The organism is Citrobacter sp. GW821-FHT07H02 (assembly GCF_059418505.1).
This window is the reverse complement of record NZ_JBWKPZ010000008.1, coordinates 43,797-57,604: the sequence shown is the minus strand read 5'-3', so window position 1 is coordinate 57,604 and position 13,808 is coordinate 43,797. Positions and strand designations below refer to the sequence as shown.

Sequence of the window (13,808 nt, the reverse complement as noted above, 5' to 3'; positions counted from 1 at the left end):
CATTTGCTAATGAGTGTTGATCAAGGATAATAAAGAGCATTGCTTATCAGTCATATGCCCCCATAGTGTGGTGTATACCCAAAAGAGATCCTGACAACCGAATGCCTGAACAACAACGTTATACTCTGCCGACGAAAGCCGGCGATCAGCGCCAGTTGGGTGAGCTTACCGGCGCTGCTTGCGCCACACAGGTCGCGGAGATTGCCGAGCGCCACGCGGGCCCCATCGTGCTCATTGCGCCGGATATGCAGAATGCCCTGCGCCTGCATGATGAAATTAGCCAGTTCACCGATCAGATGGTGATGAATCTGGCAGACTGGGAAACGCTCCCCTACGACAGTTTTTCGCCGCACCAGGAGATCATCTCCTCGCGTCTCTCCACGCTGTATCAGCTCCCGTCGATGCAACGCGGTGTATTGATTGTGCCGGTCAATACCCTGATGCAGCGCGTCTGCCCACACAATTATCTGCATGGTCACGCGCTGGTGATGAAAAAAGGCCAGCAGTTGTCGCGCGATGCCTTACGCGCGCAGCTGGAGAGCGCCGGGTATCGTCATGTTGATCAGGTTATGGAGCACGGAGAATACGCCACCCGCGGCGCGTTACTGGATCTGTTCCCGATGGGCAGCGAGCAGCCTTACCGTCTCGATTTCTTTGATGATGAGATTGACAGCCTGCGTCTGTTCGACAGCGACACCCAACGTACGCTGGAAGAAGTTGCGGCGATTAACCTGTTGCCTGCGCACGAATTCCCGACGGACAAAGCGGCCATTGAGTTGTTCCGTAGCCAGTGGCGCGACACCTTTGAGGTGAAGCGCGACCCTGAACATATTTATCAGCAGGTCAGCAAAGGCACGTTACCGGCGGGAATCGAATACTGGCAGCCGCTGTTTTTCAGCGAGCCGCTGCCGCCGTTGTTTAGCTACTTTCCGGCGAATACGCTACTGGTGAACACCGGGAACCTGGAAAACAGCGCCGAGCGCTTCCAGGCCGATACCCTGTCACGTTTCGAAAATCGCGGCGTTGACCCCATGCGTCCGCTTTTGCCGCCGGAATCGCTCTGGCTACGCGTTGATGAACTCTTTTCCGAGCTTAAACGTTGGCCCCGGGTACAACTCAAAACCGAACATCTGCCGGAAAAAGCCGCCAATACCAATCTGGGTTTCCAGAAACTTCCCGACCTGGCGGTGCAGGCGCAGCACAAAGCCCCGCTGGATGCCCTGCGTAAGTTTCTGGAAGCCTTTACCGGTCCGGTCATTTTCTCCGTAGAAAGCGAAGGTCGCCGGGAAGCCCTCGGTGAACTGCTTGCCCGCATCAAGATTGCGCCTAAGCGAATTTTACGTCTGGATGAAGCGAGCGATTCAGGTCGCTACCTGATGATTGGCGCGGCGGAACATGGATTTGTCGACACCCAGCGTAATCTGGCGCTGATCTGCGAAAGCGATCTGCTCGGCGAGCGCGTCGCGCGGCGTCGCCAGGATACCCGCCGGACTATCAACCCGGATACGCTGATCCGCAACCTGGCGGAGTTGCATCCGGGTCAGCCTGTCGTCCACCTTGAGCATGGCGTCGGTCGCTATGCCGGTATGACCACGCTGGAAGCTGGCGGCATCACCGCTGAATATCTGATGCTCACCTACGCCAATGACGCCAAATTGTATGTTCCGGTGTCGTCGTTGCACCTGATCAGCCGTTACGCAGGCGGTGCGGAAGACAATGCGCCGCTGCATAAACTGGGCGGTGACGCGTGGTCGCGCGCCAGGCAGAAAGCGGCGGAAAAAGTACGCGATGTGGCGGCAGAGTTGCTGGATATTTATGCCCAACGCGCCGCTAAAGAGGGCTTCGCCTTTAAGCACGATCGTGAGCAATACCAGTTATTCTGCGACAGCTTCCCGTTTGAAACCACGCCTGACCAGGCGCAAGCCATCAACGCGGTCCTCAGTGATATGTGCCAGCCGCTGGCGATGGACCGTTTAGTCTGCGGTGATGTCGGTTTTGGTAAAACCGAAGTGGCCATGCGCGCTGCGTTTCTGGCGGTGGAAAACCACAAACAGGTGGCGGTACTGGTCCCCACCACCCTGCTTGCCCAGCAGCATTTCGACAACTTCCGCGATCGCTTTGCCAACTGGCCGGTGCGTATTGAAATGCTCTCTCGCTTCCGTAGCGCCAAAGAGCAGACGCAAATCCTTGAGCAGGTCGCCGAAGGTAAGATCGATATTTTGATCGGCACCCACAAACTGCTGCAAAGCGATGTAAAACTGAAAGATTTAGGCCTGTTGATTGTCGACGAAGAGCACCGTTTTGGTGTCCGTCACAAAGAGCGCATTAAGGCCATGCGCGCCGATGTAGACATTCTGACGCTGACGGCAACGCCGATCCCACGTACGCTGAATATGGCGATGAGCGGTATGCGCGATCTCTCTATCATTGCCACCCCGCCCGCCCGTCGTCTGGCGGTCAAAACCTTTGTCCGTGAATACGACAATCTGGTGGTGCGTGAGGCGATCCTGCGTGAGGTGTTGCGTGGAGGCCAGGTGTATTACCTGTTCAACGATGTGGAAAATATTCAGAAAACGGCGGACCGGCTGGCGGAACTGGTGCCCGAAGCGCGTATCGCGATTGGGCACGGACAGATGCGCGAACGTGAACTGGAACGCGTGATGAATGACTTCCACCATCAGCGCTTTAACGTCCTGGTCTGTACCACGATTATCGAAACCGGGATCGACATTCCCACCGCCAACACCATCATTATCGAACGCGCCGATCACTTCGGTCTGGCGCAATTACACCAGTTGCGTGGCCGTGTTGGTCGCTCGCACCATCAGGCGTACGCCTGGCTGCTGACGCCGCATCCAAAAGCCATGACCACCGATGCGCAAAAACGCCTTGAGGCCATCGCGTCGCTTGAGGATCTGGGGGCGGGCTTCGCGCTGGCAACGCATGATCTCGAAATTCGTGGCGCGGGGGAATTACTCGGCGAAGACCAGAGCGGCTCGATGGAAACCATCGGTTTCTCGCTGTATATGGAACTGCTGGAAAACGCCGTCGATGCACTGAAAGCCGGGCGCGAACCGTCGCTGGAAGACCTTACCAGCCAACAGACAGAAGTCGAACTGCGTATGCCGTCGCTGTTGCCGGATGATTTTATCCCGGATGTGAACACCCGTCTCTCGTTCTACAAGCGTATCGCCAGTGCGAAAAGCGAAAACGAACTGGAAGAGATAAAAGTCGAACTGATCGACCGCTTTGGGCTGTTGCCTGATCCCGCCCGCACGCTGCTGGAGATTGCCCGTCTGCGCCAGCAGGCGCAAAAACTCGGCATTAAAAAGCTGGAAGGCAACGAGAAAGGCGGCATCATCGAGTTCGCTGAGAAAAACCACGTCAACCCGGTCTGGCTTATCGGTCTGTTGCAGAAACAACCGCAGCACTTCCGTCTGGACGGGCCAACCCGACTGAAGTTTATTCAGGAACTGGGAGAACGTAAAACCCGCATCGAATGGGTACGTCAGTTCATGCGGCAACTGGAAGAAAACGCCGTCGCGTAATCACTGTGCCGGGTGAGGTCAATCTTCACCCGGCGCAGGATTTACAAACTCTTTGCATTTCCCTGCACTTCCCGACATAGCCAGCCGTCATAATCCTCGTTTACGTTATCGCAACAATAACCCTGTGATTTACATGGATTTATAGTGATGAGATTACACATGCGTTTTTCTCGCTGGCTGGCATTTTGTGCCCTCGCCGCGACCGAGGCGGTTGCGCTGCCTGCCAAAGCGAACACCTGGCCACTGCCTCCGGCGGGCAGCAAGCTGGTGGGCGAAAACAAATATCACGTCGTTGAAAACAACGGCGGCTCGCTGGAATCGATCGCGAAGAAATACAACGTCGGTTTTCTGGCGTTGCTACAGGCCAACCCAGGCGTTGATCCTTATGTTCCACGCGCGGGCAGCGTACTGACTATTCCGTTGCAAACCCTCCTGCCAGACGCGCCGCGCGAAGGGATCGTTATCAACCTGGCAGAGTTACGTCTGTACTATTACCCGCCGGGGAAAAACGTGGTCACCGTCTACCCGATCGGTATCGGTCAGTTAGGCGGCGATACGCTGACGCCAACGATGGTGACAACCATCTCTGACAAACGCGCCAATCCTACCTGGACTCCGACGGCGAATATTCGCGCCCGTTACAAAGCGCAAGGGGTTGACCTCCCTGCCGTGGTCCCTGCCGGACCGGATAATCCTATGGGGCATCATGCGATTCGCTTAGCTGCCTACGGCGGGGTTTATCTGCTGCATGGCACCAATGCCGATTTTGGTATCGGCATGCGCGTCAGCTCAGGGTGTATTCGCTTACGTGACGGTGATATTGAGACATTATTCCGCCAGGTCACGCCTGGGACAAAAGTGAATATCATCAATACGCCAATCAAAGCCTCTGTAGAACCAGGCGGTGTGCGTCTGGTGGAAGTGCATCAGCCGTTGTCGAAGAATCTGAACGATGACCCGCAGGTATTGCCCATTAACCTGAACAGCGCCATGCAGGCATTTAAAGCCTCAGCGCAGACCGATGCGGCGGTCATGGAACATGTTATGGAAGTGCGTTCCGGTATGCCGGTGGATGTCACCCGCCATCAGGATGCCACACCACAGGCGATGTAGAGACTCAGCATATAAAAAACCCCGCAAACATCGCGGGGTTTTTTGTGGCAATTAAACAGGCATTGATGAGGGAGTCATGCTTATTTGTAAATAACCGCCGTTCCGTGAAGAGTGTTAGGACCGGTAACGGAAGTAATACGGAAGGATTTCGCCCCCATCTCATCCGCTTTCTGCGCCAGTTGATCTTCCAGAGAACCCAGGTTAGTCCCTGCATTCGCAGAGATGGTGCCCACTTTTTGTTGACCGGCAGGCGTAGCCTGAACTTCAACGGCCGCAAAGCTGGCGAAAGAAAGTGAGCTCAGAACAGCGGCAGCGATAAGGGTTTTTACGTTTTTCATGATAGTGACCTGTAGCAGATGAATGATGTCGTTAGCATTAACTTAACGATCGATAGGTAAATCATAGATGTGATCCAGGTCACACGTCAATGTATTTTTATAATGGTCGTTACTTTAATTATAAATGCCTTATTTTTCAGCACCGTAAGATTAATTTATTTTTATCCTGAATACGCTGGAGACTGAGCGGGTTTATTTTTATAATGGTTGTTCAATAAACCCAACCTGGTACAACGGCACCATGACAACTACCCCGACAAGTTGCGCAAAAAAAAGCCGTGGCCGACCAAAAGTGTTCGACAGGGAAGCCGCGCTTGATAAGGCCATGACACTCTTCTGGCAACATGGCTATGAAGCGACATCGCTCTCCGACCTCGTAGAAGCAACCGGGGCGAAAGCGCCGACGCTGTATGCGGAATTTACCAATAAGGAAGGGTTATTTCGCGCCGTGCTGGATCGCTACATTAGCCGCTTTGCGGCAAAGCACGAGGCGCAGCTCTTCTGCGAAGAGAAAAGTGTTGAATCGGCACTCGAAGATTATTTCACCGCCGTTGCGACCTGCTTCACCAGTAAAGAGACCCCCGCCGGATGCTTTATGATTAATACCTCCGCGACGCTGGCAGCCTCTTCTCGTGATATTGCGCATACGGTCAAATCACGCCATGCGATGCAGGAACAGACACTGACCCAATTTCTGCGTCAACGACAAGAGCGCGGCGAAATTCCAGCGCACTGTGATCCGCAGAGTTTGGCGGAGTTTCTGAACTGTATATTGCAGGGGATGTCGATAAGCGCCCGCGAAGGTGCAACATTCGAGAAGCTGATGTTGATCACCCACACCACGCTAAAACTGTGGCCTGAGCTGCTGAAATAGTTTGTCGGACCTGGGCGTATCGTGATGCCGATAGAGTATCGGACTCACTCGCCCGCTCCTGATAGTCATCGCAGACATAAAAAAGCCCCTCAGCCTGAGCGAATGAGGGGCAAGTGTGCAGAGTAGAGCTATTTTTACGCTTTGTTAGTCAAAATGAGCTGGCCGTTGTTATCCAGAGGGATCTGCGCACCGGGATCTTTATCCATGCGAATCTTGCCCTGCTGGTCGCCAATTTTGTAAGTGACATCATAACCCAGCATTTTTTCAGACTTGTCATACACCGTTTTGCAACGCTGCTGGGTTGAGGTGTAGGTGTCATTGTTCTGCATTGAGCCCTGGATCTGGTTGCCGGCATAACCGCCACCCAACGCACCCACGACCGTGGCCACATCTTTACCGCGTCCACCGCCAAACTGATGACCAATAACCCCACCGGCAACCGCGCCAAGTACGGAACCGGCGATACGGTTTTCATCCTGGACGGGTTTACGGTGCGTGACCGTGACGTTATGGCACTCCTGACGCGGAGTTTTAACCGTTTCCTTAATCGGTGTTGCAGAAACAACCTGAGCATACTGCGGGCCACGCTCTAAGACATTAAGACCGGCGACAGCCGCGACGCCCAGCGCAGCCGCTACGCCAATCCCGATACCCGCCAACATTGATTTATTCACGGGAACTCCTCCTTTTTTGCTATTAGTAACAATTTTGCAACGGGTGGGGAAGTAAGCAAATCAGACAACGGATGAAAAGTAGGGGTTTGAGTGGCGAAACAGGAGGATTCGGAGTACTCCGAAGCGCATAGCCAGGACTGACGGGATAACGCCGTTAGTTTAAAACCGAGATATCCGGGGAAACACCGGGTTTGGCGTCCCTCCGGGAACCCAATCCCGGTGTTTCCCCTCAGTCATTAGCTTAAATGGCCGGTGTTAACTGATGGGAGGATTTTCTGTAAAAAACTCACCGGCACGAATGGCCGGTGAGTAAAGAGTTTATTAATGCAGTTTCAGACGTGGGCGAATCACACGGTTAATGCTGCCAACCAGCATCATCAACCCGGTTTTGAAGTAGCCGTGCAACGCAATCTGGTGCATACGGTACAGCGAAACATAAACGAAGCGGGCGATACGCCCTTCCACCATCATTGATCCGCGCGTCAGATTCCCCATCAGACTCCCCACGGTAGAGAAGTTGGAGAGAGACACCAGAGAGCCGTGATCTTTGTACTGGTACGCTTTCAGCGGTTTGCCGTTCATCTGCGCCAGGATATTGTTCATCGCGCAGGTTGCCATCTGGTGTGCCGCCTGAGCACGCGGCGGTACAAAGCCCCCTTCCGGACGCGCACAGGACGCACAGTCGCCAATGGCATACACGTCAGGGTCACGGGAGGTTTGCAGGGTCGGTTCCACCACCAGTTGATTGATACGGTTAGTTTCCAGACCGCCGATATCTTTCATAAAGTCTGGCGCTTTAATACCTGCCGCCCACACCATCAGATCGGCTTCGATATATTCGCCATCTTTGGTGTGAAGTCCGCCGGCATCAGCACTGGTCACCATCGTCTGCGTCAACACCCGCACGCCCAGTTTGGTCAATTCGCTATGCGCTGCGCCAGAAATACGCGGCGGCAATGCTGGCAGAATACGTTCACCGGCCTCGACCAGCGTCACATTCAGCGCTTCGTTGGTCAGCCCTTTGTAACCGTAACTGTGCAGTTGTTTCACTGCATTATGCAGTTCTGCCGAGAGCTCAACGCCCGTTGCGCCCCCGCCCACAATCGCGATGTTAACCTTACCGTTCGCTCCCAGGTTAGCGGAGTATTTCAAAAACAGGTTCAACATTTCGTGATGGAAACGGCGCGCCTGATGTGGGTTATCGAGGAAAATGCAGTGCTCTTTCACGCCTGGCGTATTGAAATCATTGGAGGTACTTCCCAGCGCCATCACCAGCGTGTCATAGGCGATTTTACGCTCCGGCACCAACAGCTCCCCTTTTTCATCACGCAGTTCGGCAATGGTTATCGTTTTTGCTTCACGATCGATATCCATCACAGACCCAAGCTGAAACTGGAAGCCATGATTGCGCGCATGCGCCAGGTAGCTCAGCGCATCCACACCTTCATCCAGCGAACCGGTCGCCACTTCGTGCAACAGCGGTTTCCACAGATGGCTGTGGTTTCTGTCCACCAGCGTGATTTTCGCTTTTTTCTTGCGGCCCAGTTTTTTGCCCAACTGCGTCGCCATTTCCAGCCCGCCAGCACCACCGCCGACAATCACGATTTTTTTCAATGGTGTAGTCAAGGTGACCCCCTTAAATTTATTAACCAATTGTTAATTAAACGTTATAGGCATAGCCTTTAATTAACAACAAGTTACGACAATGAAAAGCGACTTCGAGAGTGAGAATAACACGAACGGTGCATTGGTCATACCAAAATTGATGTGCATCAAGTTTTCTCGCTGAAAAGTTAGACAACACTGGCAATATGCATAAAAAAACCAGCCCGAAGGCTGGTCTTACAAAACAGTCTGACCCTGTTAACCCAGGGTTTTAAAGGCTTTAATTCGCTGCAAATGAGACGAGATATTCTTGAACTTATGGGTTTGCTCCTCATCCCACACAATTTCGTAGAAATGGTGCAACTCTTCTGACGAACGTTGGCTGTTCAAGGCTTCATCATGGCGAGAAAGGATCACCAGGCAACGATCGCGGTTCTTTTCCCGAAAGTTGGTAACGCACTTGGTGGCGATATCGGCGTACTCTTCCGGACGGTCGATTTTGCCTTCCATGTTCTCATAAGGGAACAGATTCGGATTAAACACCACCTGGCGAATGTCACAGAGAAAACCGATTCGTTCCGCCCAGTAGCCGCCAAGACCCACACCACAAATCAACGGGCGTTCGTCCACGTTGAGCTGCAACATTTTGTCCACTTCTTTCAGCAGATGCTGCATATCATGTTTAGGATGCCTCGTGCTGTAGCTGATCAGCCTGACATCCGGGTCAATAAATTGCAGTTGCAGCACTTTCTCGTGGTTACCCGGACTGTTAGAGTCAAAACCGTGTAAATAGATAATCATCGCATCCTCACCAAAACCCGACTCCCCTGACGGGAGTGTTATTGACCTGCTTTCTCTTCCTGCCAGCGTTCATGCAGTTGGATAAGCTGGGCGCTGACGGTTTTCCAGCGCTCAGAATCCATGAGTTCCTGGCGCGAAAATGAACCTTTATGATACAAACGTGTAACACGTTCTGCATTGATCGGCGACAGATTATCTAACACGCTGACCGCACCTTTACGATTATTGCAGACCAGGATCATATCGCAACCTGCATCCAGTGAAGCCTGACCACGTTCTGCGTAGCTGCCCATAATCGCCGCGCCTTCCATCGACAAATCGTCAGAGAAAATCACGCCGTCAAACCCCAGCTCACCGCGCAGTACTGTTTTCAGCCAGTGCGCAGAACCGCTCGCCGGACGCGGATCCACATCGCTGTAAATCACATGCGCAGGCATAATGGCGTCGAGCTTGTTCCCGGTGATCAACGCCTGGAAAACAGACATGTCTTTGGCGCGGATTTCCGCTTGTGGACGCGGGTCGCGAGGCGTTTCTTTGTGTGAGTCCGCCGTAACCGCCCCGTGGCCCGGGAAGTGTTTGCCAGTGGTTTTCATGCCCGCGGCATGCATACCGTCAATGAAGCGCGTGGCCATGATCAGCGCTTTTTGCGGATCGGCATGATAAGAACGCTCGCCAATGGCCGCGCTGATATGCCCGACATCAAGAACCGGCGCAAAGCTGATATCGATATCCATGGCGATCATTTCACTGGCCATCAGCCAGCCCGCCTCCTGAGCCAGCTTTCCGCCCTCTTCCAGCCCCTTCAGCGCAGCAAAAGATTGCGCGGCCGGTAAGCGAGTAAAGCCTTCGCGAAAACGTTGTACGCGTCCGCCTTCCTGATCGACCGCCACCACCAGATGATTACGCGACGCCGCCCGAATTTGGCGTACCAGTTCACGCAACTGCTCCGGATCATGGTAATTACGGGTGAAGAGAATGAGACCGCCTACCTGCGGATGCGCCAGAATCTCGCGCTCTTCGGCATCCAGTTCAAATCCTTCAACATCCAACATTACTGGGCCCACACTGCTCTCCTTATTTTTTCGTTGTTAGCTGACGCCAGGTTTCATCGGCCAGCCTGATAAATTGTTGTTCGCCGGTCTGCTGCCAGCGGTACTCAAACCATCCCGCTTTCAGCATCATCACCCAGGGATGCCATAACCGGACCTGTCGCCAGAGGCGTCGGGGATCGATATGCGCACGCTTAGCGTAGGCGGAGATCAACTGCTGATGCTGTGACGCATCATCCACCCACACCGCCGCCAGTTCCAGAGCAATATCGCCGTCTCCGGCATATTCCCAGTCAATCAATCGTAACCCTGACGCCGTGTGCACCAGATTGCCGCCATGAACATCCATATGCAAAGGCCCGAGACGCAGAGGGCGAGGTTCACGCACTGTTCGCAGCCGTTTTAACCGTCGTAACCAGTCCGGCGTGCGACGAGCAGGATCGCAACACTGCCAGTATTGCTCCAGCAACGGCAGCAGCGTGACCCGCCAGCCAAAGCACGGTTGCTGATGCAGATGATACAGCAAGCCCGCCAGCGCGTCGGCGTCCGGTAATCCGGATTTTACGTCGCCCGCTAAATAGTCCACGGCCATCCAGCCTGGCGTATAGAATCGGGGACGGGTCACAAGCGTGTCGGGCAAGTGTGAGAGCGCCCGGTACTGCCGCAAAAATTGCGACTCCGGCGCCTGAGGATCATGATGACAACGAAGAACCAGACGATGGGTCGCATTTTCAATGATGACGCTCCCGCCGCTTAATCCGTGGTTGTTCGCGGCGACGGGATGATATTGCGGGAAATAGCGCGACAACACGTCGTCGCGCGTCAGTCGGTTATTTTTGCTGGACTGCACCTTTACCCGACCAGATTATCTCGCCAGTTTGTACCAGCATGAGCTGCATTTGCAGCGTAGGGGCATTGACGTTACCCGTCGCACTGGAATAGAGCACATATTGCGCGCCCACGTTACGGGCGATCCCGATGGCTTTACTGCGGGTTCCCAGACTGTCTTGCGGAGACAACCCTAACTGTTGTTTTGCCAGCGACAACTGCTGCACCGACACCAGCGTAAATTTGCCGTTATTCGCCAGCGCATTGCGTAACGTATCCGTCGCTTCACCCGCATTGAGGGAGCCATTGGTACGGTTGTTTACGCTGTCGACCAGCAGGACATTCCCTGCCGCAATCCCCCCCGCCTGCAACATTTTTCCGACCATCGGTTGCATGGCGCCGTTCCAGTCATAGTGACGGACGCGCGGTGCGGGTTGCGCAGTCTGATCTTCATGCTCAATGGGACCCGGTTGCTGAGGAACCGTCGGCACCGTCGGTACGACAGGCACTGGTTGCTCCGGCTGAACAGGCTGTTCAGGTGTCGGTTTCGCTTCATCGACCGGCGCGGGTTGTTCTCGTTGGGTCACACATCCCGAGAGGAATATCGCCAGCGCGGCTACCAGTGCGTAGCGATGTATTTTAGTTATCAAGATTCACCTCTTACAAATAAAGATAAAGTCTAACTTTGTGCGCCCCCAGATAATTGGCGCTTCCGTATAACGTAACCGACGAGTGCGCCGGAATTGTTACGCTACGCGGCTTCTCCAGAGGGTGCATTTCCAGTCCTCTGGCGTCATACCAATAAAAGCGATAATGAACGGTAACGGGTTCTTGTCTTTCGTTATAGAGTCGCGAGGAGGCAGAAGTCTGAATATCGGACGTCGTCAATGCCGGAGGCTCAGCGGTGATCCCCGCCGCCAGTAGCGTTGATTCCATGACCAGCGTCTGCTCATCACTCACCGGTATTTCAGGATGTGAACGGCAGCCAACGAGCAACAGCACCGCCAACGACAGCGCAACGCATCCTCTCGTCATCATCAAAGACCTTTATGCGCAAGCATTGGACCCAGTGCGCGACCGCCTAACAGGTGCATATGGATGTGATACACCTCTTGTCCGCCATGGCGATTGGTATTCATAATTAAACGATAACCGTCAGCAGCAATACCTTCCTGTTCGGCGATTTTCGCCGCCACTGTGATCATCCGACCCAGCGCCTGCTCGTGCTCAGCCGTCACGTCATTGACGGTGGGGATCAGAATATTAGGAATAATGAGGATATGTGTCGGCGCCTGGGGAGAGATATCACGAAATGCAGTGACCAGATCGTCCTGATAAACGATATCCGAGGGAATTTCACGACGGATGATTTTGCTGAAAATAGTTTCTTCTGCCACGACGTTTTCCTTTTTCATAATTAGCTCTTACGTTTCACCATGCTACGCTGAGCCGCATTGCGAGTATAGAGTATGAGCGAGTTACTCACGCTCTTTCAACTTTAACCCGCGATTTATTCAGTAAAAGCTTATCTGGTGCTGCGCTTATCGCCATTTCCCCCTCCCGAAGCAAGCCTATCGTTTCGGGTGAGCGCCTTACAGAAACAAAAAAGCCGGTACACATTGTGTACCGGCTTTAGAGGAACATGCTAAACGGGTTAGTCGAAGCGCAACTGCGGCAGGACGTCTTTCACCTGGGCCAGGTAATCACGGCGATCCGATCCGGTCAGCCCTTCCGTACGCGGCAGTTTCGCCGTCAACGGGTTCACCGCCTGTTGGTTGACCCACACTTCATAGTGCAGATGCGGACCGGTTGATCTTCCGGTATTCCCTGAAAGCGCGATGCGATCGCCACGTTTCACTTTTTGCCCCGGTTTCACTAACAGTTTACGCAAGTGCATATAACGGGTGGTGTAGGTGCGTCCATGACGGATCGCGACGTAGTAACCCGCCGCACCGCTGCGTTTTGCGACCACCACTTCACCGTCACCTACCGACAGTACCGGCGTACCTTGCGGCATGGCGAAATCGACGCCTTTATGCGGCGCAACACGTCCCGTAACCGGGTTCAGGCGACGAGGGTTAAAGTTGGACGAAATGCGGAACTGTTTCGCCGTCGGGAAACGCATAAATCCTTTGGCAAGTCCGGTACCATTGCGATCGTAGAACTTACCGTCCTCAGCGCGAATCGCGTAGTAGTCTTTACCGTCAGAACGTAACCGCACGCCCAACAACTGGCTTTGTTCGCGTTTGCCATCCAGCATCTCACGTGACATCAATACCGAGAATTCATCGCCTTTTTTCAGTTTGCGGAAGTCCATCTGCCACTGCATGGCTTTGATCACGGCGCTGATTTCCGCGCTGGTGAGTCCGGCCTCTTTCGCACTGGAGACAAAACTGCCGCCGACGGTGCCTTTCATCAGGCTGTTAACCCAGTCACCTTGCTGCATCTCGCTGCTCATCTTGAAGCCATTGGCAGCCGTGCGATCGTAAGTGCGGGTTTCGCGGCGGGAAACTTCCCAGGTCAGACGTTGTAAATCGCCGTCGGCAGTCAGCGTCCAGGAGAGTTGCTGACCAATTTTCAGATTACGCAGTTCTTTGTCTGCGGCGGCAAGCTGGCTGATATCGCCCATCTCAATGCCGTACTGATTCAGGATGCTGCTCAGTGTATCTCCGGTAGAGACAACATATTCGTGGACACCCACCTCACCTGAGGTTTTGTCATCCAGTTCATCCTGAGGAATCTCTTCATCTTCCTGCGCAGCCTGATCGATAGGTTCGCTCGCCTCAGGTAACAGCGACCGAATCTCACTTTTTTCCAGTTCGATGGTTTTGACGATCGGCGCGGACTCTGGGTGATAAACGTATGGGCGCCACACCGCGACAGCAAGTGTCAGAACAGTAAGGGACCCCAGCATGACGCGATGGGGTCTGGGCAGATTATTAAATGCCAGAGCGACAGAGCGGGCTATCTGTTGCACG

Annotated in this window: 13 protein-coding genes; 3 read left to right on the top strand and 10 right to left on the bottom strand. The window is 53.9% G+C overall.

All coding sequences use genetic code 11. The features are described from left to right. Positions 1-101 precede the first annotated feature (101 nt). Both mfd and ldtC read left to right on the top strand, forming a co-directional pair. Positions 102-3,548: a transcription-repair coupling factor gene (gene mfd / locus AC07NP_RS10800; protein ID WP_494660472.1), complete on the top strand. Its 3,447-nt coding sequence runs from the start codon at positions 102-104 to the stop codon at positions 3,546-3,548. A gap of 147 nt (positions 3,549-3,695) precedes the next feature. Continuing rightward, positions 3,696-4,661, top strand: coding sequence for a L,D-transpeptidase LdtC (gene ldtC, locus AC07NP_RS10795; protein ID WP_494660521.1), 966 nt, complete (start codon positions 3,696-3,698; stop codon positions 4,659-4,661). An 80-nt stretch (positions 4,662-4,741) separates the two neighbouring features. Here ldtC and bhsA read toward each other — a convergent pair whose 3' ends face one another. Then, positions 4,742-4,999, bottom strand: coding sequence for a multiple stress resistance protein BhsA (gene bhsA / locus AC07NP_RS10790; RefSeq protein WP_192612485.1), 258 nt, complete (start codon positions 4,997-4,999; stop codon positions 4,742-4,744). Between the two features lie 241 nt (positions 5,000-5,240). Between bhsA and comR the strand changes: the two genes are divergently transcribed. Then, positions 5,241-5,873, top strand: coding sequence for a TetR family copper-responsive transcriptional repressor ComR (comR, locus tag AC07NP_RS10785; RefSeq protein ID WP_494660471.1), 633 nt, complete (start codon positions 5,241-5,243; stop codon positions 5,871-5,873). Between the two features lie 134 nt (positions 5,874-6,007). Here comR and AC07NP_RS10780 read toward each other — a convergent pair whose 3' ends face one another. The 9 genes from AC07NP_RS10780 to mepM all read right to left on the bottom strand — a co-directional run bounded on the left by AC07NP_RS10780 (position 6,008) and on the right by mepM (position 13,807). Continuing rightward, positions 6,008-6,547, bottom strand: coding sequence for a glycine zipper 2TM domain-containing protein (locus AC07NP_RS10780; RefSeq protein WP_192612487.1), 540 nt, complete (start codon positions 6,545-6,547; stop codon positions 6,008-6,010). A gap of 321 nt (positions 6,548-6,868) precedes the next feature. Further along, positions 6,869-8,173: an NADH-quinone dehydrogenase gene (gene ndh, locus AC07NP_RS10775; RefSeq protein WP_203360927.1), complete on the bottom strand. Its 1,305-nt coding sequence runs from the start codon at positions 8,171-8,173 to the stop codon at positions 6,869-6,871. A gap of 237 nt (positions 8,174-8,410) precedes the next feature. Beyond that, positions 8,411-8,953 (bottom strand): alpha/beta hydrolase YcfP, encoded by a 543-nt coding sequence (ycfP, locus tag AC07NP_RS10770; RefSeq protein ID WP_192612489.1) that lies wholly within the window; start codon positions 8,951-8,953, stop codon positions 8,411-8,413. 38 nt (positions 8,954-8,991) lie between these two features. Beyond that, complete coding sequence (gene nagZ / locus AC07NP_RS10765) at positions 8,992-10,017, bottom strand: beta-N-acetylhexosaminidase (protein WP_494660470.1); 1,026 nt, start codon at positions 10,015-10,017, stop codon at positions 8,992-8,994. Between the two features lie 10 nt (positions 10,018-10,027). Then, positions 10,028-10,852: a thiamine kinase gene (gene thiK, locus AC07NP_RS10760; protein WP_494660469.1), complete on the bottom strand. Its 825-nt coding sequence runs from the start codon at positions 10,850-10,852 to the stop codon at positions 10,028-10,030. Then, positions 10,833-11,477, bottom strand: a complete 645-nt coding sequence (gene lpoB / locus AC07NP_RS10755; RefSeq protein WP_203361263.1) for a penicillin-binding protein activator LpoB — start codon at positions 11,475-11,477, stop codon at positions 10,833-10,835. The genes thiK and lpoB overlap by 20 nt, the downstream gene beginning before the upstream one ends. A 13-nt stretch (positions 11,478-11,490) precedes the next feature. Then, positions 11,491-11,865, bottom strand: a complete 375-nt coding sequence (locus AC07NP_RS10750) for a YcfL family putative periplasmic lipoprotein (protein WP_203361262.1) — start codon at positions 11,863-11,865, stop codon at positions 11,491-11,493. 2 nt (positions 11,866-11,867) lie between these two features. Continuing rightward, positions 11,868-12,227: a purine nucleoside phosphoramidase gene (hinT, locus tag AC07NP_RS10745; protein WP_061381942.1), complete on the bottom strand. Its 360-nt coding sequence runs from the start codon at positions 12,225-12,227 to the stop codon at positions 11,868-11,870. A 257-nt stretch (positions 12,228-12,484) separates the two neighbouring features. After that, positions 12,485-13,807 (bottom strand): murein DD-endopeptidase MepM, encoded by a 1,323-nt coding sequence (gene mepM, locus AC07NP_RS10740; protein WP_203360924.1) that lies wholly within the window; start codon positions 13,805-13,807, stop codon positions 12,485-12,487. Position 13,808 lies beyond the last annotated feature (1 nt).